Origin of the sequence: Corynebacterium sp. HMSC056F09 (assembly GCF_001815785.1) — a bacterium.
Lineage (GTDB): Bacteria > Actinomycetota > Actinomycetes > Mycobacteriales > Mycobacteriaceae > Corynebacterium > Corynebacterium hiratae.
This window is the reverse complement of sequence record NZ_KV821896.1, coordinates 54,207-78,000: the sequence shown is the minus strand read 5'-3', so window position 1 is coordinate 78,000 and position 23,794 is coordinate 54,207. Positions and strand designations below refer to the sequence as shown.

The following is a 23,794-nucleotide window of genomic DNA, read 5'->3' as shown; positions in this document are numbered from 1 at the left end:
GTAGCTTAGGCATACAACCTTAGTCCTTTGTCCCCATCTGGTTGAGCACAATCAGCGGAGAACCTTCCAGGCGCTCGCGGCCCTCCAGTCCCTGAACCTCGAGAACCACGACATTGCCCACGACCTCTGCTCCTGCGGACTCCAGGAGCAAGGTGGCGCCGTGGAGAGTGCCGCCGGTGGCGAGGACGTCGTCGACAAGCACAATGCGCTTGCCCTTGATGTCGATGCCGCTGTTGGGGATTTCCAGCGCGGCGGTACCGTACTCCAGCTCGTACTCTTGGGTCAGCACCGGTGGCGGCAGCTTGCCTTTCTTGCGAATGGCCAAAATACCTACCCCCAACTTGTACGCTACGGCTGAACCCAGCAGGAATCCGCGCGCATCGAGGCCGCCGATCATGTCAGCACCGAGCTCCTTGCAGGCCTCAGCCAAGCCATCGACAACGGCGGCGAAAGATTCAGCATCGGCCAACACCGGAGTCAGGTCCTCGAAAAGGATTCCTTCCTCCGGGAAATCCGGGACAAGGCGAACCTTGTCCTTCAGGGCTTGTGCTGCTGCGACGTAAATCTCGCTCACGACTCTTCCTTTGTTTCGGTTGCTTCATTTCGGGTATAGCCCCAGCGGTCGAGATTCCACCCGATACCCGCAGGGCCAGTGTAGGGCACCACGCCAGTCACAGCGCGATCAACGATGAAGGTTCGGGGCTGCGCGGCGATGGGAATAGACGGCAGCTCCTCCCAAAGCTCTTGTTCCAGTGTGCGCAAAGCCGCAGCGTTCTTCACGCTGGCGGTGGGCGCGGAATACTCCCGCATCGGGTCGACGGCTCCAAGGTAGACGTCGATCTCCGGCAACCCCGTCGAGGGGTCGGCGTCCAATTGGGCACGGGATACACGCTCCCCGGAGCGATCCTCCACAGTGATCCCGGCTGGCTCGCAGGCTGCGCGTAGCTCCTCCACCATCGCTTTATAGCGCGGGTTAGGTGCCAAGTATCCGACGCCGACCGTATAGCCGGCGAGGCCGGAAGCAGTGGCGGTGTCTACAGGGACTGTGGTGAGCGACGCCATTTGTGATGCCACCGAATCACTGGTGCTCACTGTACGCACGGAGACAGCGGGTACCTCCACGCCGGATTCCTTTGCGGAAACATCTGCCATGCGTTGTGCATCGACACAGGCAGCGAAAGCGGCGCGTGCCCACGGCTGCGCAAAGGTGCCGGCTTCGGAGAAGACCAGAGTATCGGTCATGCTTCCCGCAACGGAGTTAACGTCGACCGGTTTTCCTTCTGCGTCCCGATTCAGCCACGACGGTGCCGCGGTAGGTGACTCGGCCACGCGCAGCTCGTCCGAGGTCACAAATGCAGCCGCATCCGCCGTGTTCGGCAGCATGACGATCTCCTTCAGCGACGGTTTGTCGCCGTAGTAGTTGTCGTTGGCGGTGAGTACGATGGCGCCGTCGTCCTCGACGCGATCAATGCTGTAAGGACCAAAGGAAATCTGTAGCTCGGGATCGAAACGGCCTGGTTCGGTAGAAAACCCCTCGCGCCACGCCTCCGCCACAGGCTGCAAGGTCGTCACGTCGTAGGCGTGAAGCGCCGCGTTGAGCTCCTCCATGCTAAGCCCTGCTCGCTTAGCTAACGCGTGGGCGGGCACCACCGTGCCCGTCCCAAACAGGTAGCGCCAGCGCGAACCAGCATCTGGGTTAAACCAGACGGTGAACTTCTTGCTATGCGGTGCACACTCCATCTCGGCTATGTCTTCCGCCAGCGGGAGGTGAGAGCCAAAGGTTTCGCTCAACTGCCCGGCGGTATATGCCAAAAGGTAGTCATCGCACGTCACCGGTTCGCCGTCGGCAAAGCGTGCCTGTTCCGTGAGCGTGAAGTCCACACGAGCGCCAACGCCCTCGCTCTCGGCCGGAACGTACTCAGCATCTGCCAGATCCGAGTTCGGAACCATTTGCCCAGCTGGGCCTGGCACGTACAACGCAGGGAACACGCGGCTGGCAAGCTGTGCGGCGCCCGCAGCTTCGCCCCAGGCAGAAGCCGCATTGCTGGTAGCGATTCGGGCGTCGCTTAGTACTGCAAAGCGCGGCGGCGGGACATCCTTGCCTGCCTTGTCCTCCTTCGCTCCGCACGCGGAAACGGTAAGAGCAACAGCGAGCAGTGCCGCGATTGATGAGGCGCGCACGATTTAGCGCCCAGGGCGCCAGGACGCGCCACCGGACTCTTCGCCGCGCGGCTTCGTTGCTTGCTCGGAGGCCGTGGATGGGGAAACTGCTGCCGGGGATACCACAGTGCGCGCGGGCTTCGGAGAATCATCGTCGGCGTCGTCTGCGTCCCCGCCTTCCGCCCGATAAGCGGCGACCTCAGCGTTATGCTTCTTGACGCTCTTGCGCTGGTTCGACAATGTCACCAGCAGCGTCGTTGCGAGGAAGATGGAAGAAAAGACGCCCTCGATAACGCCGATGAACTGGACTAAGGCCAGATCGCGCAGGGTACCGATACCCATCAGCCACACAGCGACGATGAACAAGGCGATAATCGGCAGCGCGGAAATGACCGAGGTAGAGATAGAACGCATCACGGTCTGGTTGATGGCTAGGTTGGTGAGATCGGCATAGGTCTTCTTGCGCTGGCCCTCCAGCCCAGTCGTGTTTTCGTCGACCTTGTCAAAGACAATGACGGAGTCGTAGAGGGAGAAAGTAAGCACGGTCAGCAGGCCGATAATGACCGCCGGTGAAACCTCAATTCCGAAGAGGGCGTAGATACCCGAAATGAAAACACCGTCAAAGATAAGGGCGAGGATGGCGGCAAAAGCCATATCACGCTGCAGGCGAACCGCCACGTAGATAGTGGCGAGCACCAGGAAGACCGCCATGGCGATGACCATTCGCTTGGTAATCGACGCACCCCACGATTCCGAGACCGTCGAAGAACCGATCGCGTCCGGGCTGGGCTTGCCGTTTTCATCCTTGACTTGGAACTCTTCAAAGATGGCCTGGCGTGCCTGATTCACCTGATCCTGGGACAGGCGCTCGGAGGTGATTTCCAATGTCTCCGAGGAACCGGCGCCCACAATCTGCACCAGCTCCGGTGTGACACCGGTGGCATCCGTAAAGGTTTCCTCCACCTGCTCGGTGGTGAGGTCCCCTGCCGGCATGTTGAGCTTGGTACCGCCCTCAAAGTCGAGGGACAAGTTAAAGCCGCGAAGCGCAATGGCCAAAATGGACGCGATGAGCAGCACGCCGGCGATGGTGTACCAGGTTTTAGCCCTGCCCACGAAGTCGAATCCGCTTCCGTCCACGTAGAGACGGTCGAAGCGGGAAATCTTGCGGTTAGTGGTTTCGACAGCCATGTTTACTTCTCCTCATCCGCAGCAGTGGCAACGGGTTTCTTGGCCGGTTTGGCATAAAAGCCGCGTTCGCGACGCTCCTCCACAAGGTTGTAGATGCCACCAAGGCCATTCATCGAAGGTCTAGCGAAGGCCGGGCGGCTGCCGAGGAGCTGCATGAGCGGTGCCATGATCAGGAAGGATACGACGAGGTCGAAGATCGTGGTCAGTCCCATGGTGAAGGCAAATCCCTTGACCGCACCGATGGACAGGAAGTAGACCACGACGGAACCGATCAGGGTAACGGCCTTACCCGTGACGATCGTTGCACGGGAGCGTTGCCAACCTGTGCGGGTGGCGGAGCGGAATGTGCGGCCGCCCAAGAGCTCATCCTTCATACGCTCGTAGTAGACCACGAACGAGTCAGCCGTGGCGCCAATACCGATGACCAAGCCCGCCATGCCGGACAGGTCCAGCGAGTAGCCAATCCAGCGGCCCAGCAGAACCAGAGCACCATAGAGCAGGACACAGGTGGCGATGAGCACCAGCAAGGCCACAGCGGACAGTGCGCGGAAGTAGTACATGGAGTACAGGGAGACCAAGATCAGGCCGACGATACCCGCAATAAGCGCTGCCTCAAGAGCCGCCTTACCCAGTGACGGAGGCACGGTTTCCACCGTTCCGCCCGGCTCGCCGTTAGCGCCCGTAAAGGACAACGGGAGCGCACCGTAGCGCAGGTTGTTGGCCAAGTTCTGGGCTTCTTCCTGCGTGAAATCACCCGTGATGGACGTAGCAGAACCCACCGGAGTCGCGCCCTGGATAACCGGTGCGGAAATAACGGCCGAGTCAAGAGTGATGGCCACCTGCTTCTGCAGGTACTCCTGGGTCAGGGTAGACCACGTCTGAGAGCCGTTGGGGCCGTCGCCAGTCTTGAACGCGAAGCTGATCTCCATCTGGCCGGTTTGGCCGTTGAGACCGCCCTGAATTGGGGATTGGGTATCGATTTCGTTACCGGTCAGGCGGGTACCGTGTGGATCCTCAATCCCGTCCAGCAGCGGAGCCGGCATCAGGATATAGGGCTGCTGATTCGAGTAGTCACACGCCACGAGCGGCTTTGCCGGATCGTCAGTGCCGGCCAGCGGATCGGAATCAGCATCGCACCGCATCAGGCCCAGGGCCGCGGTTTGAACGGTGGGGTCCTCGGACTGGCGGTCCTTGAGGAGAACCTCGTTAACCTGGTCGCGACGTTCGGTTTCCTCCAGAGAGTTTGCCGGTTCCGGAAGCGGCTTTTCGCTCACGGTCGGGGCCGGGGACTTCTTCGCGTCCTTGTTTTCTTCCTTCTTGTCCTCACCCTGGGCAACATCAGCACTCTGGTTGAGCGCGTCGTGGATAGAGGCCAGTGCGTCATTCGCCTGCTCCGGTGCCACGATGCCATACTTGACCCAGCGGTTCGCCATATCCGTCATGGTCTTTTCAAGCTTGTCCAAGTCCGGCATCGGCTGTTCACCCACTGGGCGGAACAGCAGCTGCGAGGTTTGGCCTACAGCCTGCGCCTGGGAAGCGTCTTCGCCCGGCACCGTAATGACCAGGCTAGAGCCGCTGATAACGACCTCAGAGCCGGAGACGCCCATACCGTTGACACGCTGCTCCAGGATGTTGCGTGCCTGCTGCAGCTGATCCTGGGTGGGGTCTTCGCCCTGCGGAACGAGGGTTACTCGCGTACCGCCCTGCAAATCAATGCCGAGCTTGGGAGTCGGCGATTTATCGCCGGTGAAGAAGATAAGGGCGTAAACCACAATGACGATGAGCGCAAAGAGCGCCATTGCTCGTCTGGGCCACTGCCGTTGACGGCTGCTAACGCCACCACGTTTCGAAGCGGACACAAAGATCTCCTGTGTTGTGAGGAACAGGGCTAAAAATCATGGGTCATGGCAGCCACTGCCACGCACGTGCTGAGTGTCGCGGCGCCACCATGACTAAAGCACAGTCCATCATCGTACGTCATGGACCGGCATAATCCTTAACAGGTTTAAGGTGAGGCACCCGCAGTGTGACGAGTGCAACTTGTTTTAGAGCTTCGGAAAGCGTTCGTCCTCACCCTCCTCCGGCTCAGCCGCTGCTTCGTTCTGGGAAGCAATCGGCTCCGCGGAGCGCACGATGGCCATGGTGTCGAAGGTCATCACCGTGCCGTCCTTGACTCGCAAATCAACCTGTTCACCGCGGGCCTCCACCACGGTTCCGTGCAGGCCACCGGCCGTAATCACGTCTGAGCCTGGTCGCAACGAGGCTTGGAGCTCCTTCATCTGCGCTTGGCGCTTGCGCTGCGCGCGCATGGACATAAAGCTCGGCAAAATGACGAGGACGGCCAGAACAAGGAGAAGAATAAGTTGGGTTCCGTTCATAAAAGGCCAGTGTGCCAGACCTGCCCGTCTCCCGGCCAATTGCCGGGAGGATTAAAAGAGCGTGCCGCCGACAGTTCCTTCGGGCGCCTCAAGCCCTAGGTGTTGCCAGGCCGCTGCCGTGGCAACACGGCCACGCCCGGTGCGGGAGATCATTCCGGCCCGCACAAGGTAGGGTTCGCAGACCTCTTCCACGGTTGACGGTTCCTCACCCACTGCAATGGCCAACGTATTGACTCCCACGGGGCCACCACCGTGTCCTTTAATGAGTGCCTCGAGCACCGCGCGGTCAAGACGGTCCAGCCCACGTTCATCAACGTCGAAGACCCGCAGCGCTGCCTGGGCAGCTGCCACATTAATGTGCCCATCTCCGTTGACCTCGGCATAGTCGCGCACACGACGCAACAGCCGGTTGGCAATACGCGGCGTCCCGCGCGATCGGGAGCCAATCTCCACCGCGGCATCCTGGTCGATATCAACCTCCAAGATTCGCGCTGCTCGGGTAATCACCCGGGTGAGATCCTCGGTATCGTAATACTCCATTTGCGCAGTGAAACCGAAGCGATCACGCAACGGACCAGTCAGCATGCCCGCGCGCGTCGTCGCTCCCACCAGAGTAAAAGGTGGGATTTCCAGCGGGATGGAGGTCGCCCCCGGGCCCTTGCCCACGATGACATCGATGCGGAAATCCTCCATTGCCATGTACAGCATTTCTTCCGCGGGACGGGCGATGCGGTGAATCTCGTCGATGAAGAGCACGTCACCTTCCATGAGGTTCGACAGCATCGCGGCCAGGTCTCCGGCCCGCTCCAGTGCGGGGCCGGACGTCATTCGCAGGGAACTTCCCAGCTCTTGAGCGATAATCATCGCCATCGTGGTCTTACCAAGTCCAGGCGGTCCAGATAGCAACACGTGGTCCGGGGTTACCCCGCGGTTCTTCGCACCATTGAGCACGAGCGATAGCTGTTCGCGCACCTTGGGCTGGCCGATGAATTCATCAAGGGATTTCGGGCGCAGCGAGCGCTCAATATCGTGCTCGCCTTGCTGTTCGGTGGCGTCCACATCCTGGTTTCGCTGCGGAGGCGAGCTCAGATCCATCCCCTCCGGCAGCTTAAACTCAGTGCGTTCTACGTCTGACATGTCACCCACTCTCCCCTATTTTTTCGCGCCCAGTTGGCTCAGCGCTGCCCGCAGCACCACCGGCGTCGCTGCATCGGGCTGTTCAGCCACTACCGATTCCACCACCGGACGAGCCATCTTGTCTGTAAAGCCCAGCCCAATGAGCGCCTCAACGACATCCTCCACCACGGGGCCGGCAGCCGCAGGGGCGGAGGCCGCAGGATCAGCACCGTCCGTGGGCGCAAACGCCTGCACCTTGTCCTTGAGTTCTAGGATCAAGCGCTGCGCCACGCGCTTTCCTACCCCCGGAATCTTCTGCAGCCGTGCAGCCTCCTCCCCCGCGATTGCTTGGGCTAAATCACCTGCGCTCATCACGGACAACGCGGCCAGCGCCAGTTTGGGCCCCAACCCAGAGACCGTCTGGAGGACGTGAAACATGTCGCGGTCATCCTGGCTGGTGAACCCGTACAGCGTCATCGAATCTTCTTTCACCACGAGCGTGGTCATGACTCGGGCTTCCTCACCACGCTGGAGCGTGCCCAGCGTGGCTGGGGTGGCCAGCACCTTGTATCCCACGCCGGCGCATTCGAGCACGGCATGGTCAAGCTGGATGTCGAGGACAGTTCCGCGCAAAGATGCAATCATTACTTAGGTTCCTTGGTTCGAGTGGATGTACCACATAGCTTAAGAGGTCGTCTTCGCCGCCCGAGAGACGGACGCGGTGCGTGGTGAGGTGCCGCGCACACCGCTCGTTCGTGCCCCAGCCCCCACGCCAGCACTCGGATCACCCCCGCTCATCCATGCCAGGGCCGGCGCACGCCAGCAGTGGCAGACGGCAAGGGCCAAGGCATCCGCAGCGTCCGCTGGCTTAGGCGACTCGCTGAGCCCCAGAATTCGGGTGATCATGGCGGTCATCTGCTTCTTATCAGCGCGCCCGTTGCCCGACACCGCCTTCTTCACCTCCGAAGGGGTGTACATGTGTACTGGGATGTCGCGCTCTGCGGCTGCAAGCACCAAGACCCCGACTGCGTGCGCGGTCTGCATCACGGTTGACACCTGACCGCGTTCGAATACGCGCTCGAGCGCCACGACATCCGGCTTATAGTCATCCATCCATTCCCGGACCGCGACTGACAGCCGCTTAAGGCGCTCTCCCAGATCCTTGTCACTGGGCGTACGGACGACGCCCACGGCGATGGGAATGACCGCGCGCCCACGTCCGGCTTGGACAACAGACAGGCCACAACGCGTCAGACCGGGATCAATACCCATGACACGCAACCCCTCCAAGTTCACGGCTGCCTCCTCGCCCTTTTTATTCTCACCCTATACAACCACTCGTTTATCTAGAAACAGTGTACACACATGTGTTCTAGTGCAGGCAGTCCCCCGAGCCGAATACACTCCCTCAGATTGTGGGGCGTAGAGTGGCGCGCATGTCTCAACATCCTAATGGCTTTTCTGAGTTCATTCGTTCCCGCCATTCCGCGCGCGCGTTCCTTCCGGACCCCATCCCCGCAGAGGTTATAGAACAGGTGCTGATCGACGCCCAATCCGCCCCCTCCAACTCCAATACCCAACCCTGGAATGTGCACCTGGTTGGCGGTACGGCATTGCAGGACTTGAGCGCCGCTCTCATTGCTGAGTTCGATAAGAATGGAATCAACCCGGACTTCACGATTGACTACGGTCAGGGCGTCCACCCGCAGCGCTCGCAGGCGTTAGCAGCCAAGATGTACGGTCTCCTCGGTATTGCGCGCGAGGATAAGGAAGCGCGCACGGAATTTGTCCGTGAGAACCTTCGCTTCTTCGGCGCCCCACACACGGCTTTGCTCTTCATTCCCCCAATGGGCGACCGTATCCGCGCTGCCTTTGATCAAGGTACCTATGCGGAGAATTTCTTGCTCTCGCTTCAAGCGCACGGCTACCGCGGTGTCCCGCAAGGCATGATTTCGCTCCTCGCCCCGACCGTCCGTGAATTCCTCGGAGTGGACGAGGAGCACAAGCTTGTCACCGCCCTGACCTTCGGCATTGCAGACGAGTCCAGCCCTGTGTTCAACACATCCCCGGGCCGTGCCCCGCTGTCAGAGACGGTAACTGCTCATGGCATGGAAGGCCTCAAGCTCGACTAGCCGCGTTAGTCCTCGTCCAGCTGGGCGAGGACCTCTTCGCTCAAGTCCATGTTGGTGTAAACGTTCTGGACATCGTCCGAATCCTCAAGAGCGTCGATGAGGCGGAAGATCTTGCGGGCATCATCTGCCTGCAGCGGCACCTCGACCGAGGCGCGGAAATCGGTATCGGTGTCATCGACCTCGATATCGGCAGCAACGAGCGCCTCGCGCACGGCGGGGATATCACCCGGTGCACAGGTAATCTCAAACTTCTCGCCGTTGTCGTTGACCTCCTCAGCGCCAGCCTCCAGCACAGCGAGCAGGATGTCGTCTTCGCTAAGCTCTCCCTTTTCCACCAACACCAAGCCGGTGCGGGCGAACATGTACGCCACGGAGCCGGACTCTCCGAGGTTGCCGCCGTTCTTGGTCATGGCGGTGCGCACGTCCGTCGCCGCGCGGTTGCGGTTATCCGTCAAGCACTCGATGAGCATGGCAACACCGTTCGGGCCATAGCCCTCGTACATCACGGTTTCCCAATCGGCACCGCCGGCTTCTTCGCCGGAGCCGCGCTTGCGGGCGCGCTCAATGTTGTCGTTAGGAACAGAGGCCTTCTTGGCCTTCCTAATCATGTCATCAAGGGTTGGGTTTGCGGCGGGATCACCGCCACCGGTGCGGGCGGCCACCTCGATATTCTTAATCAGCTTGGCAAATTCCTTGCCACGCTTGGCATCGTTCGCCGCCTTCTTGTGCTTCGTTGTTGCCCATTTAGAGTGGCCTGCCATGTCATCCCTTTCGATGTGGCTATATAAAAAGCTTGTAGAAACTGCTGCAATTATACGGCCTTGTCCTGGATCCACCGGAACAGGGGTCCGCGCGTGCGTCTCGCACGCCGTGGTGCTGACCCCCGGTGGCTAAACGTTTTGCCAATTCCCGTTGGCGCTTGAGCCTTCGGCGTCCGGATGCAGGATGCGCGTCAGGCCCTCCTGCATCGCCACGGCCAGTAGCTCGCCGCGCTGATTGAAGATCTTGCCCTCTGCTAGCCCCGTCCCGGTTTGTGCTGACGGGCTAGACTGCGAATACAACATCCACTCATCCACTCGAACTGGCCGCAAGAACCACAGAGAATGGTCCAGGCTGGCTAGCTGAATCCTCTCGCCCTGGTGCGGAAGCAATGCTGTACGAATCAGCGTCATGTCCGACATATACAGCAGCGCCGCCTGGTGGAGAGACTGGTCGGCAGTGGTAAGAAAGTCACCAGTGTTACGGAACCAAATATTCCTAAACCCGGCACCGGTGGTTTCCGCGGCAATCGCGTCGCGGTCCGCATCCGGGACAAGCCGCACGTCCCAGTCTTCCCACTCTTTCAAGATGATTCGGGTGGAATAGGGCGAGTCCTTAATACTCTCCGGTGGCGGCACCTGCGGCATGTCTGCTTGGTGCTCTGGACCACTGTCCCCTGGCGCTTGGAAACCAGCGCTGAGCATGAAGATCAAGCGTTCGTTTTGAAAGACCCGTACGTGTCGGTGCGCAAAAGAGCGGCCATCCCTAATCCGCTCGACCCGAATGGTGGTGGGAGCGCCAGAATCGCCCGGCCCCACGAAGTAGCAGTGCATGGAGTGGGCAAACTTGTCGTCAACGGTGAGCTGCGCCGCGCGGAGCGCCTGCGCCATGGTTTGCCCGCCAAAGGTGCGCGTAATAAGCGATGGAACCACAGGGCCGCGGAACTCGTCGTCGCCGATTCGCTCGAGGTCGACCGCCTGGGCCACCGTTGCCATGTCTTGCTCCCTTCCTTGTGCGTTGTGGCGTTCGCCGCGATATGGCGCCCGCCACACTAACCCCGACTATCCTACTCACGTGCTGATCCACCCCCGGAGGTTGCGTACTATATTCCGCATGACTTCAACCACGCCGCACAGCGTGCACCGCGTAGCCGCTTACCTGGAAATGGTCACGTGGGGATTGCTTATCCTCTCGATGATCCTCAAGTACTCGGGCACCACCGCAGCACTCACCCCACTTGCGGGAGGTATCCACGGCTTCGGCTTCCTGTGCTTTTTGCTCATGACGGCCCTGGTGTGGATCAACAACCGGTGGCCAATGGGCATCGGGATCCTGGGCCTGGTCGTCACCGTGATTCCCTTCGCAGCATTGCCTTTTGCGCTGTGGGTTTCGCGGCGCGGGCTCGTTGCTGGTCCGTGGCGGTTTAGCGATGACGCGGAGCCGCAGAGTTTCTTCGACAAGCTCTTAGCCCAGGCCGTGCGCCACCCCGTCCGCACCGCGCTTATCGCGCTGCTCGTCGTTGCCGTAGTGTTTAGCATCCTTCTCATGTTGGGCCCACCCGTCGACGTCGAATCCGCCATTGAAGATAATCGCTAAAGTCCCGACTATCTGGGCTGGATGGGTGCTGGCGCGCCTTTTCCTTATCTACCTACTCGTCAACGAAACGGGTCCGCTCGGGGATGTCCGGTACTACCTCGCGGGCGTATACGGGGATAACCCCCGTGACATGACGGAATATCCCCAGGTGGGCACCTGGCCCAGCGTCCTCCTTGCGTGGATTACCGGCGACGACTTCGAGGCCTATGCCATCGGCTTTACGGCAATGGTGCTGCTTGCCGACGGCGCCTTCCTCGCCCTTCTCCTACGCCATCACCGTTCCAACCCCGGGGCATATAGCGCCGGATGGTTTTGGGTGTTCTTTGGCACGGCGGCGGGCCACGTTTTCGCGTGGCGGCTCGATCTCTATCCTGCCTTGCTGGTTGCCGGCGCGGGCGCGCTTCTGGCTACCCGCCCGCGGCTCGCCTCAGCTTTGTTGGCGTGGGCCACCGCCGCGAAGCTGTGGCCGGGAGTCCTCGCTGCCGGGCTTGTCGGGAGAGCAAACTCCCGCGATACCTGGCAGCGGCTCGCCGCATTCTTTGGAAGCCTTCTTGCCCTGTGCCTCGGTGTAGCAGCGATGACCAGCGTGGATAGGGTTCTATCCCCGTTGACGTATCAAGGTGAGCGCGGTCTCCAGATTGAGTCTCTAGCCGCTACGTGGTTCGTGTACCAGGCGCATCGCCATCCTAATGTGTGGACGATGGGATACGCGGCCTCGAAGAGCTATGAGATCTCCGGTCCCGGCGTCGACACGGCACTCGCTATCAGCACCATCGCGACGGGCGCGGCCCTCGTGTGGATCGTGGGCGTAGCATTCGTGCACTTTCTACGGGGGTTCTGGAGCCCACATTCCACCGTGGTCTTTTTCATCGCGGCGATTCTGCTTCTCATCGCAACGAATAAGGTCTTCTCCCCGCAGTACATCGTGTGGCTCGGGCCGATACTAGCGGTGGCGCTTCGCTCCCCCGTCCCCAAGTCACCCGCCGGGCAACGGCAGAGGGCCGCCGATATCACAGGGGTACGCACCATCATGGCCGTCCTCGCCGTGGGAACAGCGGCTTTGGGAACCGTCATCTACCCCTATGGCTATGACTACATCTGGTTCTATGTCGGTAAGGACCCCAACCCGGTGTATGCCCTCGTACTGCGCAACCAGCTCATCCTCGTCATGGCTGTTCTGGCTCTCTACTGGCACCGCCTCGAGTATCGCGCAGCGCGAGCAGCTCACATGTCGATCTGACTTAGTTCGAAAAACTCAGGCAGCTTCGCTGTTCCCCCCAAGCGCAGCAGCTTGACAGCGGGGCGCAACCGCAACGCACGAGTATCGCTGACTGCTTCGTTGTAGAAGCGGTGAGCTAGGTGAATGCGCCCTTCGGCGTCGGCAAGCAAGGCCGGGCGTGATTCAAAGCGCTGCTGGATGGCTGCGGACAACTCCCGCTCCCGGGTGGCACGCTCATCGAAATTCCCCTGTGCTAACTCGGTAGACTCCGCCCGCGCCGCAATGCCCTCGAGCTCCGGCGCCAGCGCGCTCACGACCGTCGCACGGCGGTCGAGCGTGGACTCCAACTGCGCTAACGCTGCATCGGTGCGGATGTGGAGGGAGTTGAGCCGCTGTGCTGTGTACAGGGCCCACATTCCGAGCACAATCGCCAGAGCAAGGATGATGACAACTTCGATCGGCATTTAAGACACACGCACCTTTGTTCCGTCCGCTACCGTTTCATAGACGCGCATTACGGCTGCGGCCACATGGTCCCAATCGTAGTCGCGAGCCCTCTCCATTCCCGCTGCGGTCAAGGCGTGCCGCTTGCCGGAATCGCTCACCACATCGTGCAGCACGCGGGCTAGATCCGTGGCATCACCGTTACGGAACAAAGCACCGGCGGGTGTGTCCGAATCGACGTTGCACACCGCGGCGAAGGCCTCCAAATCTGAAGCCACGACCGCGCAGCCGGCGGCCATCGCCTCGACGAGGACGATGCCGAAACTTTCGCCTCCAGTATTGGGCGCCACATAGATATCGGCACGCCCGAGGATGGCTGCTTTCTCGGCATCGCTGACCCGGCCCACGAATTCAACCCCTGGGGCGCTTCGCGGATGCCCTCCTCCCATGACCGTCACGCGGACGGGCTCTGGGAGAAGCGTCAGGGCCTCGAGAAGAATGTCCAACCCCTTGCGCGGTTCATCGAGGCGTCCCAAAAACACAATTTCAATCTCCGAATCGCGTCGCTCACGCTCAGCTCGCTCCCGCTCGAGGGCATACACGGAGGTATCCACGCCATTGGGGATAAGCACGGGGTCACCGCCAAGCTGCTCCACCTGCCAGCGCCGCGCCATCTCCGAGACCGCGATCCCGCCCCGGACCTTTTCCAGATATGGGCGCAGGAAAGGCTTGGCCAGAGTCAGCGCGAGAGAACTGGAGGCGGATGCATGGTACGTCGCCACGATCGGCCCGCGCGCCAGTGCCAAGGCTGCCATGGAATAGCTTGGGGAGTTCGGTTCGTGAATGTGGAGGATATCGAAGTTGCCCTCGCGGATGAAGCGCTTGATGTTGCGGCGCACGTGCGGGCCGATGGACAGGCGGGCCACGGATCCGTTATAGGTGATCGGCACCGCCCAGCCTCCCTTGCGCACGAAGCTGGGGACCTGCGTGCTTGCCGACGCCGGCCCCAGCACCTCCACAAAATGGCCCTGTTCAATAAAAACAGTAGCTAGGTCAAGGATGTGGGCCTGAACGCCGCCAGGTTCGTCGAAGGAATAGGGGCAGATGATACCGATCCGCATGATGTGTTCTGCCTTTCTATTTCTTCGCGCGCGCCGCCCGCCGGCGTTCTACGTCGGCGTTCCAATGCGGCTGCAGCATGTGCCAATCCTCTGGATGCGCTCGGATGTTTTCTGCGAAGCCTTCTGCGAGCCGCTGGCAGGTCTCGTGAAGAGTGGTAACTTCCACCTCGGGGCTGACGGACAAGCCCCATTCCTTACCATCGAACCATGAGTGCACCACGTGGAGGGCCGCTCCCGTCTCGATGGCGAGTTGGGCGGGGCCTGCGGCAACGTTGGCTTCTTCGCCCATGAAGTCTACCGGCACACCAGTGCGTGTGAGGTCACGCTCGGACAACAAACACACCACGCCACCGCGCTCCAGGGTGTCTTTCAAACGCGGAAAAGGCGAGGAACTTCCGCCGGTCAGCGGCAAGACGGTAAAGCCAAGGCTCTCGCGGTAGTCCACAAAAGCGTCGAAAAGCGCCTCGGGTTTTAGGCGCTCGGCCACGGTGGTGAATCCGCCATAATGACCCACGCAGAAAACACCCGCCATGTCCCAATTGCCGGAGTGTGGAAGGGCGAAGATCACCCCGCGGCCCGATGCCACGGAGGCGTCCGCGTGCTCCTTGCCGCGCAGCCCTGCCAATAGGCGTTTCTGCAGCTCGGGGTCCGAGTGGATGGCAGGCAAGCGAAAGGCCTCGAGCCAGTAACGCATGTAGGAACGCATCGAGTCACACACCAGCTCGCGCGTCACGTTTTCGGCGCCCACCACGCGGCTGAGGTTGCGGCGCAGCTGCTCCATGCCCTTGCCATTGTCGCTGGCCAGATCCGCGCCGCGCTCAAACAGCCAGGCAGCCAGTGGCTGTGGGAGAAAACGTACAACTTTCCAACACGCGATGTACGCGGCGGCCGTCAGGCGTTCACGATCCACTAGAGCCACGGTTGAGAAGCCTTTCTGTGCGGGCCGGGGTCGGGTGCCGGCTGAGCGGAGCGATTACTTAGGCTAAAGATCCTTCTTGAAACGCGCTTTAGTGTCCTGGCGCGCCGCTTGGCGCATGCGCTGGTAAATGGTGAAGACAGAACCGACAGCTAGGAGCCAGAGCGAGACTTCTAGGGCATAAGGAACCCCCAGTCCCTCCAGACCCACGCCGCCGAGGCCCAGAATCAGGCGCTCGGGGCGCTCGACGAGTCCGCCGACCATCTTAAAGCCGGAGGCCTCACCGCGCGCCTTGACATAGGAAATGACCTGGGAGCTCACGAGCACCACCATGCAGGCGGCGAAGTTAAGCGGGTGAGCATTGTCGACGTACACCATCCAAAAGGCAATCGCTGCGAACAATGCGCCGTCGGTAATGCGGTCACAGGAGGCGTCGAGAGTAGCTCCGAAGTTGGAACCGCCCGTAGTCAGGCGTGCCATGGTGCCGTCGAGCATGTCGAAGGCTGCGAAAAGCCCCGAGAGTAGCGCTGCGGCGAAAAGGTGGTCGAGCGGGATGAGGATGACCGAGATAGCAATGGTGACAATCGTCCCCACGATGGTGACGATATTGGGGGTCAGGCCCATCTTGAGGAAGAGCTTGGCCACTGGGACCACAACCACGGCGGCGGGCTTGCGCCCATGAACACTAAGCATGCGCTTCTCCTAAGATGATTCCCTCGGCGGCGAGCTCCGCCCACCCCTGCGCCAGCAGGGAGCGGGTGTCCTTGAGGAGCTGCGGCAGCACTTTGACGCCGTCCACGATAGTCATGAAATTAGAGTCCCCGCTCCAGCGCGGAACAATGTGCATGTGCAGGTGCTGCCCCACCGATCCACCGGAGGCGCGCCCCAGATTGAATCCAGCGTTGACGGCATCGGGGCCGGAGACCTTCTTGAGAACCCGGATAGCTGCTTGGGCAAACTGGAAGAGCTCACGGGATTCCTCCTCGGTGAGGTTTTCCAGCTCAGATTCTTGACGGTACGGAATGACCATCATGTGCCCAGCGTTATAGGGATAGAGGTTGAGCACACAGTAGACAAGCTCGCCGCGGGCCACGATGAGCCCGTCCTCGTCCGACATCTGCGGAATCTCCACGAACGGATTGTGGGCTTTCTTCGGCACGTCGCCGGCGCCGCCCTCACGCTTGATGTAGCTCATGCGGTACGGCGCCCATAGGCGCTCTAAGCGGTCGGGCGTTCCCAGGCCGGTATCGACGTACTCTCCCACTCTGTATGTTCTCCCTTTCTAGCCTCTGCCTAGATGCATATGCATCTAGACGCGCTCGGCGATGCTGTCCTTGGTCGGTTGTTCGTTATTGCGCTCACGAACCCACGCCTCGATGACGTTGATTGCCGCCTCGACCGGCACACCGTTGACCTGGGTGCCGTCGAGGAAGCGGAAGGAGACCGCACCCGCTTCGACGTCACGCTCACCGGCCAGAAGCATGAATGGCACCTTGCCGGTGGTGTGGTTACGGATCTTCTTCTGCATGCGGTCATCGGAGGTATCCACGTCAGCGCGCAGGCCGCGTGCGCGCAGCTGTGCACAAACTTCCTCGAGGTGCGGGGCAAAGGTATCAGCGACTGGAATGCCCACCACCTGGTGCGGGGCCAGCCACGCCGGGAATGCACCCGCGTAGTGCTCTAGGAGCACGCCAAAGAAACGCTCGATGGAGCCGAAGAGCGCACGGTGAATCATGATTGGGCGCTGCTTGGTGCCATCCGACGCCGTGTACTCGAGCTCGAAACGCTCGGGCAGGTTGAAGTCCAGCTGCACGGTGGACATCTGCCAGGTACGGCCGATGGCATCGCGAGCCTGAACGGAAATCTTCGGGCCATAGAAGGCCGCGCCTGCCGGGTCCGGGACCAGCTCAAGGCCGGACTTCTCCGCCACCGACTGCAGGATCTTCGTCGAGCGCTCCCAGATCTCATCCGAGCCAACGTACTTGTTCGGGTCCTTGGTGGACAGCTCAAGGTAGAAGTCATCCAGGCCGTAGTCCTTGAGCAAGGAAATGATGAACTCCAGAACCTTGGTCAACTCTTCTTCGAGCTGCTCCGGGGTGCAGTAAATATGCGAGTCATCCTGGGTAAAGCCGCGAGCGCGGGTCAGGCCGTGGATAACGCCAGATTTCTCGTATCGGTAGACCGTTCCGAACTCAAAGAGGCGCAGCGGCAACTCGCGGTAGGAACGGCCGCGGGAGGCGAAGATGAGGTTGTGCATTGGGCAGTTCATCGGCTTGGCGTAGTAGTCCTGCGGCTGCTTGGTGCAGTTGCCATCCTCGTCCCACTCACCGTCGAGCTGCATCGGCGGGAACATGCCATCCGCGTAGAAATCCAGGTGACCGGACTTCTTGAACAGGTCTCCCTTGGTCAGGTGCGGGGTGGACACGAAGGAGTAGCCGTCAGCGATGTGGCGGCGGCGGGAGTGTTCTTCCATCTCCATGCGCACGGTAGCGCCATTGGGGTGGAAGACGGGGAAACCGGAACCAATCTCATCCGGGAAGGAGAACAGGTCCAGCTCAGCACCCAGGCGGCGGTGGTCACGCTTTTCAGCTTCTTCCACCATGGTCTTGTAGGACTCCAGGGCCTCCTTGGATTCGAAGGCGGTGCCATAAATGCGCTGCAAACCAGCCTTGGACTGGTCACCGCGCCAGTAGGCAGCAGAGGAACGCGTCAGGGCAAATGCCGGGATGTACTTGGTGGTCGGCACGTGCGGGCCGCGGCAGAGATCGAACCACTCCACCTCGCCGGTGCGCGGGTTGACGTTGTCATAGTGGGTCAGATCTCCGGCGCCCACCTCGGCGGCCTCATCGGAATCTGGGTCCACGTTGCCCTTGTCCTGGACCAGCTCCAGCTTGAAGGGCTCGTTGGCCAATGCCGCCTCAGCCTCCTCGGTGGTGGCATAGACGTGGCGCTCGAAGCGCTGGCCGCCCTTGATGATCTTCTTCATACGCTTCTCAATGGCCTTGAGGTCCTCTGGGGTGAAGGGCTCAGCGGTCTGGAAGTCGAAGTAGAAGCCATTCTCGATGGCCGGGCCAATGCCCAGCTTGGTGCCGGGGAATTCCGCCTGTACTGCCTGGGCCATGACGTGTCCGCAGGAGTGGCGGATAACGGCGCGGCCATCTTCCTCGCAGGCAGCAACCGGGGTGAACTCGGCGTCCGTGTCCGGGGTGTGGGAAAGGTCGTAGAGGGTGCCGTCGGCGCCGCGGACGACGACAACTGCTTCGGGGCCCTTGTTGGGCAGCTCATGCTCGCGCATCGCTGCTCCCACGGCAGTCCCGGCCGGGACCGTGATCGGGTCGTAGTTCACCGGGACTGCTGGAATCATTTCCGCCATGACTTGGTGCGCTCCTTTGCGCTCACGCGCCACTCGACATACCTGGCCGAGCAGCACTCATCGAGAAAGTTACAGCGGCTTAGTCTACCCCTCTTAACTGCGTATGAGCGACTCGCCCCAGAAGGTTTCGCCTTCAGTTCCGGCTGGCATGAAGTACACGGCCGAACCAATGTGGGTGATCCACTCGTTGAGCCGATCAGCTTCGTCAAGGCGCGCCTGAATAGGCTCGAACTGGGTCGTAGGGTCCTTCTGGTAGCAAATAAAGATCAACCCGGCGTTGCTGAGCTCACCGCGCTGGGTGGTCTCCGGAGTCGGCGGCAGGTTGTAGTTATACGGGCGACGCAACAGTTTTTGCTCTGGATGCTCCGCCGGCGGATGCGCTCTGGCGACATGAGAGTTCTCATCAATGGCTTTGAGCCCAAACTCATTGCGGGCGTCCAAATCCACCGGGTCGAACTCGCCCTTAGCACCTATAGGAGCTCCGGTATCGAGAGTGCGCCCAGTCGAGTTCTCACGTGCTGCGCGATCAAGCTGCTCCCATGTGTCCAGGTTCATGTGGATGCGGCGTACCACCATGGCGCTGCCGCCGGCGAAGGGGCCGTCTTCGATCCACACCTGCTCGTTGAAGTCTTCCTCGCTTCGGGGATTAACCGTTCCGTCCTTTTGCCCGAAGAGGTTGCGGGGAGTAACACCCTTCGGTGCAGATCCATAGGCATGGCTGAATCCCTGCTGGATCCACGCAACGTCGGCGTAATCTTTGCCCGCACGGGTCATATGCCGCAACACGAAGGCGGCAGTGAAAGGATCATCGCTGCAGATCTGCAGGACGATATCCGTTTGGCCCCATTCCGGGCGGAGGTCATCATGGTCAAAAGCCTGGATATCGCGCAGCCAGCTGGGCTTGGCGACGTCCACCGTGTCGAAGAATCCCTCTCCCCAACCGCACGTGACGGTGAGGTTTGCTGGGGTGGTAGACAATTCGGGTTCGAGGCTGCCCAACGGGTTCTCACCGGTGCAGAGGCGACGGGCATCCTCCGTCCACAGGCGCATCAACGCGGCCGCGCCGCGAGCGGTGGTGTCCTTCTTGAGGTTAAAGCCCACCAGCTCCACGTGCGCCTGGACCGGAGTTTGGATGCCTGCTTGGTGCTTGCCGTCGAAGGCGACGATATCGCCACCCATGGTCTCCTCGCGATTTTCCGGGCCTGTGCTGCCGGCGTCCCCAGCCTGCGCTGCGCGAGAGGCATCCGCGGAGGCATCCGCAGACGCCTGTCCAGGTTCATCCCCTTTCGCACAGCTTGCAAGCGCTACCGCGCTTGCCGCCACAGCGCTTCCGGCGAGCAGTCCACGCCGACTGACAGGTTCCTCGAACCCGCTCATCTTTGATATCTCCCTATCTCGTGAGAACCGATTTCTTGCCTACCTTGGCCCGGAACACGCTGGTTTCTAGTGCGCGTGCTCTTCCTTCTTCATGTCAGACATGTCTGCGGAGTCCGAGTGGTCCATGTGCTCACCATGATCCATGGATCCGTGGTCCATATCGCCGTGGTTCATGTGGCCCATGTCGCCGTAGTCTTCATCGCCGGCGCCAATGGTGCGCACCGGGATATCGCCGAGCTCGATCGTGGAGCCGTCGGCAAGCTCCAGCGTCAGGGTTGCGGTCTCACCGGCCATGACGGGCTCGGTTACTCCCATCAGCATGAAGTGGAAACCTCCCGGCGCGAGCTCGAGGGATTCGCCAGCGGGGATGTCGAAGCCTTCTTCCTTCTCCTTCATCACGCCGTCTACGACCTCGTGGATCTCATAGTGCTTAGCCTTCACCGAAGAGCTGAAGCCAACTACGTTGATGTCCTTGTCCGTGTTGTTGTGGAGCGTGCCGAAGATAGCGGTCATATCGGAGTCCTTCTCCATGGCGCGCACGACAGCATCCTCGAAAGTTACGCCAGACTCAGCGGAGGAAGAAGCCGACGTGCTGGTTTCCGCACCCTTCTCTGCGCTGCTGTCAGCGCTGGCCGCGGTGCTCGTCGCGGTAGCTGTCGAGTCCTCCTCGCTCGGCGAGCAACCAGCCAAGGTGAGGCTGACAGCCGCGATAGCAACTACGGAGGTACGGAAGAAAGAACGGGATTTCAGCATGGAACATGCCTTTCTGGAGTAATTACCTGAAGGGGATGAGGTGGATTGGCTCGCGCGTCATCGAGGCCCTGTGTGGCCTAGCCTGCGCCATCGGAGCGACGTGTTTTCGCCCCGAAGGCGAAGACTGCCGCACCGACGACGAGAACTGCCCCGATACCAATGATCCATTTAGCAGCTGCGGGCAGGGAGCTCAGGGGGTCCTGGGAGTCCTCTGCACCGCCGTCTTCCGCGGCAGCATCCGCGTCACTTTGGCCAGAGGCTCCAGACGACCCATTGCCTGCCTCCCCTCCGGCAGCACCGGAAGCTACGCTGAACGGCACCGAGCCGAGTGTGGAGTGACCATCGGAGGAGGTAATGCGAAAACCTACTTGGTATTCGCCGTCACCAGGTTCGATGTCCTGGGGAACCTCAATGGTGAGGTTTCGTCCGTCAATGGTGGGTGTGGCATCAAAGAGCACGTCGCCGGAGGTTGTGTCGCTCACGGCGAAAGTGTTGAAGTCATCCCGAGGAATGCCAGAGAACTCCAGCGTGATTTCACGGGGGAATTCTTCCAGCGGTGCGTCACCCACCACGTTGCCGCCAATGACTGAGTCATGTGCCGCGGCTAGTGGCGCGGACAGCCCAATCACGAGGCTCACGGCCCCAGCGGCGACTACTGTGGTGACCTGACGCAACTGCATTTCTTGGATGACTCCTTGATGGCGTGATGAAACTTTTGATTGAAGGTTCCCTCATCCTATCGCTGGGAGGGATCTCCTAGCCAATCCTTAACCCCACGTGGAGTGCGTGGGGTTATCAAGTAGTCGTTGCACGCGACAGAAAAGTTCCCTATGCCTACGCAAGCGTGGATTCTGCCGCAGTTCCCGCAGGTAGCACTAGTGTCTACGCCCGCGAAGAAGGATGACCACCAAGATGATGACGGCAAGCGCAATGATGCCCAAGGCTGCGGCCAAGAGAAATCCTAGGGTGCCAAGACCCAAGCCTTTATCCTCGTCGGCGCTTGCTGCTTGGTCCACATTTCCTTCGTCACCATCACTCTTCGGTGCCTCAGTCTTGTCCTTGACAGGCTCATAGATGGGCCCTTGGATTGGATCCCCCAACACCTTGGTGGTGAGGGCATATTTCGCCGTGTCTCGCTTGCCATCGAATACCTCATCTTCCTTTTCGGTATCCGTGCCCGCATCTAGGGTGACCAAGATGTAATAGTCACCCTCCAACCAGTTAGCTTGGGCTCCTTGCCCGTTTGCCTGACTTTGACCGAAACGGTTGGCGAAGGCCGTCGGTATAACTGAGTGTGCTGCAACTTCTTGGCCCTCGTTCAACGCCGACATATAATCGTTGTCACCAGCTCGCTCGCGCGCGGGGTTAAGAATCTCCAAATTCAGGGACGAGTACTTCAAGGCATTCTCATCAGACATCTCGCCTACTTTCAAGGCAGCAGCAAGCTGCTGTCCTTCCTTCATGGGAACCTTGAAGACTTGCGCCTCGCCCCGCACAATGTCGGTCTCGATGGTGTCTCCGCTTTCCAGCTCAATGGCATCGCTGAACCAGCTAGCCGCGCGAACCTTTTCAGCGCCTTCAAAATTGGCATGAAGCTCACCCTCTACCTCGCTGTCCAGCCCGCTCACCAGCTCATCCATGTTGGACACAGGGTCAATGCGGTGGAGGAGGATTTCTACGTCTAGGGGTTCCTCAGCCTTATGGGTCATCGCTCGCTTCGCGGTCAAGACAAGTTCGTCACTTGGACACTTTTCGGAGCCCATTTCTCGGGTAAAGGCACTCGCGCTGGGCAAAGCGTCTGTGCGAATGGAGGTATGGAACTCGTCCTGATCAGCAGTGCACTCAATGGAGCCTTGTTCACCTCCATGATTACCGGTCGGTGGCTCGGAACCGTCACCGAAGAAAACCGACATTCCGAGACTTCGCGGCTTAACCACCGCGCCGTCCAAAGTCTTGTACATCGTCGCTACATAGCGCTCCCCAGGCTTGACGGGAATAGACCATGACTCAGCGTGAAAATCCTTGTGAGTATCCTCGCCGCCGTTAGTCGGCGGCTCCAGTTGCGCACGGAAGATGAAGTCCTCTCCGGATTCCCAGCGAGGAAGCTGCGTTGGTTGGCTAATATCTTCGCTGCCTTCAATCTGCTCGACATCGGATTTGTAAATGTCTGCGGCGCGCCCTGCTGCCTTCTTAATCATCGCTGCCAGTGAATCTGCGTCCCCGGCGTCGAGATACTCGCCGCCTGCGGCACCTGCGATACAGGAAAGCTCCTTGCGGGCTTCTTCGTCAACATTGAAGCCAATCGTGTTGATGACAAGATCAACCCCCTGCTCGTGAAGCTCTTTGGCTACTTCACATACTGGCGGCGGCGCACAGGTATCAATGCCGTCCGATACCAAGACGATCGTCCCGTGCTGACCGCCCAGCTCTTCGGCGGCCTTCTTCAGGGAATCACCAATCGGGGTATAGCCCTTAGCTTGAAGGTCATCGATTGGCCCAGTGAAAGAATCCCCCACGTCCTCCTTAGGCCCACTCACCACGTGGATATCACGGCATCCGGCTTCCTGATTCTCAGGGGCTTCGTCGACCGTGCCACCATACGTGACGAGTCCCAACGGGATGGTGCCGCCGAGTTCGGAGATAAAACTCTTGGTCGCGTCCTTAGCGGCGTCAAGGCGGGTCTGCCCGCCAGCATCCTGGACATTCATAGAGCCCGAAGAGTCGAGCACAAGCATCGTCGCACCGCTCTGTGCCTCTGCTGAATCTCCACTCGGTGCAGACTCGGAGTCAGCCGCGGACGCCGAACTAGGCTCTTCACTGCGCGTGACGCCCGTGGGATTCTGTGCAAACGCTGGCACGGCTATCGCACTGAGAAGTGCGAGAAGCGCAACGGCGAAAACGGCGAAAAAGGTGCGTACTGCGCTCTGCCTGGAAGTCAAAAACGGGGCGAATGCTCTCATGATGTCCATTTCTTTGAGATGACAAGTCTGTGAGAAACATCATAAATGGCTGGCGAAAAGCTCGGCCACCGACGGGGAAAAGTCCCCTTCCAACACGCCCCCACCTCAAACCTGGACATCTCCCAGGCAACCTCCCGGGCAAACTTATCCAACCTGAGCGCTCACGGTAAACAAGGCATCAAAAATCTGCGATTTTGTGCCACTATCTACCGTGAATGAGGCAAGGGCGAAGAAAATAAAAAAGTGCCCCTCCGTCATGGGGGGACACTTTCGCCGGAGCGGATGACGAGACTCGAACTCGC

The 23,794-nt window shown here is 60.4% G+C and carries 23 protein-coding genes; 3 read left to right on the top strand and 20 right to left on the bottom strand.

Translation table 11 applies throughout. The annotated features are described in order from the left end of the window. Positions 1 to 19 precede the first annotated feature (19 nt). From HMPREF3056_RS02035 to ruvC, 8 genes are all read right to left on the bottom strand, one after another. Positions 20 to 574 carry an adenine phosphoribosyltransferase gene (locus HMPREF3056_RS02035; protein WP_046648146.1) on the bottom strand — a complete coding sequence of 185 codons (555 nt, stop codon included), beginning with the start codon at positions 572 to 574 and terminating at the stop codon, positions 20 to 22. Next, positions 571 to 2,181 (bottom strand): ABC transporter substrate-binding protein, encoded by a 1,611-nt coding sequence (locus HMPREF3056_RS02030; protein ID WP_083312700.1) that lies wholly within the window; start codon positions 2,179 to 2,181, stop codon positions 571 to 573. Before HMPREF3056_RS02030 ends, HMPREF3056_RS02035 begins: the two co-directional genes overlap by 4 nt. 3 nt (positions 2,182 to 2,184) lie before the next feature. Continuing rightward, positions 2,185 to 3,348: a protein translocase subunit SecF gene (gene secF, locus HMPREF3056_RS02025; protein WP_070679730.1), complete on the bottom strand. Its 1,164-nt coding sequence runs from the start codon at positions 3,346 to 3,348 to the stop codon at positions 2,185 to 2,187. Positions 3,349 to 3,350: 2 nt separating this feature from the next. Next, complete coding sequence (gene secD / locus HMPREF3056_RS02020) at positions 3,351 to 5,147, bottom strand: protein translocase subunit SecD (RefSeq protein WP_210401770.1); 1,797 nt, start codon at positions 5,145 to 5,147, stop codon at positions 3,351 to 3,353. A 246-nt stretch (positions 5,148 to 5,393) separates the two neighbouring features. Further along, positions 5,394 to 5,726, bottom strand: coding sequence for a preprotein translocase subunit YajC (gene yajC / locus HMPREF3056_RS02015; RefSeq protein WP_070679724.1), 333 nt, complete (start codon positions 5,724 to 5,726; stop codon positions 5,394 to 5,396). A 51-nt stretch (positions 5,727 to 5,777) separates the two neighbouring features. Then, positions 5,778 to 6,863: a Holliday junction branch migration DNA helicase RuvB gene (gene ruvB, locus HMPREF3056_RS02010; RefSeq protein ID WP_049154902.1), complete on the bottom strand. Its 1,086-nt coding sequence runs from the start codon at positions 6,861 to 6,863 to the stop codon at positions 5,778 to 5,780. Between the two features lie 15 nt (positions 6,864 to 6,878). Next, on the bottom strand, positions 6,879 to 7,487 hold the full coding sequence (gene ruvA, locus HMPREF3056_RS02005) for a Holliday junction branch migration protein RuvA (RefSeq protein WP_049154891.1): 609 nt from the start codon (positions 7,485 to 7,487) through the stop codon (positions 6,879 to 6,881). Positions 7,488 to 7,526: 39 nt separating this feature from the next. After that, entirely contained in the window at positions 7,527 to 8,138 is a 612-nt protein-coding gene (ruvC, locus tag HMPREF3056_RS02000; RefSeq protein ID WP_046648152.1) for a crossover junction endodeoxyribonuclease RuvC, read from the bottom strand. A gap of 140 nt (positions 8,139 to 8,278) precedes the next feature. Between ruvC and HMPREF3056_RS01995 the strand changes: the two genes are divergently transcribed. Next, positions 8,279 to 8,974, top strand: a complete 696-nt coding sequence (locus HMPREF3056_RS01995; RefSeq protein ID WP_083306523.1) for a nitroreductase — start codon at positions 8,279 to 8,281, stop codon at positions 8,972 to 8,974. Positions 8,975 to 8,979: 5 nt separating this feature from the next. On the opposite strand, the gene HMPREF3056_RS01990 is transcribed toward HMPREF3056_RS01995, so the two are convergent. Both HMPREF3056_RS01990 and HMPREF3056_RS01985 read right to left on the bottom strand, forming a co-directional pair. After that, positions 8,980 to 9,735 carry a YebC/PmpR family DNA-binding transcriptional regulator gene (locus tag HMPREF3056_RS01990; RefSeq protein WP_070516926.1) on the bottom strand — a complete coding sequence of 252 codons (756 nt, stop codon included), beginning with the start codon at positions 9,733 to 9,735 and terminating at the stop codon, positions 8,980 to 8,982. 129 nt (positions 9,736 to 9,864) lie between these two features. Further along, complete coding sequence (locus HMPREF3056_RS01985; protein ID WP_070516924.1) at positions 9,865 to 10,728, bottom strand: acyl-CoA thioesterase; 864 nt, start codon at positions 10,726 to 10,728, stop codon at positions 9,865 to 9,867. Positions 10,729 to 10,846: 118 nt separating this feature from the next. On the opposite strand from HMPREF3056_RS01985, the gene HMPREF3056_RS01980 reads away from it, so the two are divergent. Then, the gene (locus tag HMPREF3056_RS01980; protein ID WP_070679721.1) at positions 10,847 to 11,329 is read left to right on the top strand and encodes a DUF3817 domain-containing protein; all 483 of its coding nucleotides are present in this window, start codon (positions 10,847 to 10,849) and stop codon (positions 11,327 to 11,329) included. Between the two features lie 130 nt (positions 11,330 to 11,459). Further along, complete coding sequence (locus HMPREF3056_RS01975; protein WP_246822455.1) at positions 11,460 to 12,569, top strand: DUF2029 domain-containing protein; 1,110 nt, start codon at positions 11,460 to 11,462, stop codon at positions 12,567 to 12,569. Here HMPREF3056_RS01975 and HMPREF3056_RS01970 read toward each other — a convergent pair. The 10 genes from HMPREF3056_RS01970 to HMPREF3056_RS01925 all read right to left on the bottom strand — a co-directional run bounded on the left by HMPREF3056_RS01970 (position 12,554) and on the right by HMPREF3056_RS01925 (position 23,390). Further along, positions 12,554 to 13,012, bottom strand: a complete 459-nt coding sequence (locus tag HMPREF3056_RS01970; RefSeq protein WP_070513198.1) for a LemA family protein — start codon at positions 13,010 to 13,012, stop codon at positions 12,554 to 12,556. The genes HMPREF3056_RS01975 and HMPREF3056_RS01970 overlap by 16 nt on opposite strands. After that, positions 13,013 to 14,113 carry a glycosyltransferase family 4 protein gene (locus tag HMPREF3056_RS01965; protein WP_070754010.1) on the bottom strand — a complete coding sequence of 367 codons (1,101 nt, stop codon included), beginning with the start codon at positions 14,111 to 14,113 and terminating at the stop codon, positions 13,013 to 13,015. Positions 14,114 to 14,129: 16 nt separating this feature from the next. Further along, positions 14,130 to 15,032 carry a phosphatidylinositol mannoside acyltransferase gene (locus HMPREF3056_RS01960; RefSeq protein ID WP_070754009.1) on the bottom strand — a complete coding sequence of 301 codons (903 nt, stop codon included), beginning with the start codon at positions 15,030 to 15,032 and terminating at the stop codon, positions 14,130 to 14,132. Between the two features lie 63 nt (positions 15,033 to 15,095). Then, positions 15,096 to 15,722, bottom strand: a complete 627-nt coding sequence (gene pgsA, locus HMPREF3056_RS01955; protein ID WP_046648162.1) for a phosphatidylinositol phosphate synthase — start codon at positions 15,720 to 15,722, stop codon at positions 15,096 to 15,098. Then, positions 15,715 to 16,293, bottom strand: coding sequence for an ATP adenylyltransferase (locus tag HMPREF3056_RS01950; RefSeq protein WP_046648163.1), 579 nt, complete (start codon positions 16,291 to 16,293; stop codon positions 15,715 to 15,717). The genes pgsA and HMPREF3056_RS01950 overlap by 8 nt, the downstream gene beginning before the upstream one ends. Positions 16,294 to 16,338: 45 nt before the next feature. Next, on the bottom strand, positions 16,339 to 18,402 hold the full coding sequence (gene thrS / locus HMPREF3056_RS01945) for a threonine--tRNA ligase (protein ID WP_070700423.1): 2,064 nt from the start codon (positions 18,400 to 18,402) through the stop codon (positions 16,339 to 16,341). 93 nt (positions 18,403 to 18,495) lie between these two features. Continuing rightward, a complete protein-coding gene (locus tag HMPREF3056_RS01940) occupies positions 18,496 to 19,779 on the bottom strand; it encodes a Dyp-type peroxidase (protein ID WP_070754008.1) in 1,284 nt (427 codons plus the stop codon). Between the two features lie 66 nt (positions 19,780 to 19,845). Beyond that, the gene (locus HMPREF3056_RS01935) at positions 19,846 to 20,532 is read right to left on the bottom strand and encodes a copper chaperone PCu(A)C (protein ID WP_046648166.1); all 687 of its coding nucleotides are present in this window, start codon (positions 20,530 to 20,532) and stop codon (positions 19,846 to 19,848) included. A 77-nt stretch (positions 20,533 to 20,609) separates the two neighbouring features. After that, positions 20,610 to 21,212: a copper resistance CopC family protein gene (locus tag HMPREF3056_RS01930; protein ID WP_046648167.1), complete on the bottom strand. Its 603-nt coding sequence runs from the start codon at positions 21,210 to 21,212 to the stop codon at positions 20,610 to 20,612. A gap of 195 nt (positions 21,213 to 21,407) precedes the next feature. Further along, positions 21,408 to 23,390 carry a vWA domain-containing protein gene (locus HMPREF3056_RS01925; RefSeq protein WP_246822454.1) on the bottom strand — a complete coding sequence of 661 codons (1,983 nt, stop codon included), beginning with the start codon at positions 23,388 to 23,390 and terminating at the stop codon, positions 21,408 to 21,410. Positions 23,391 to 23,794: the final 404 nt, after the last annotated feature.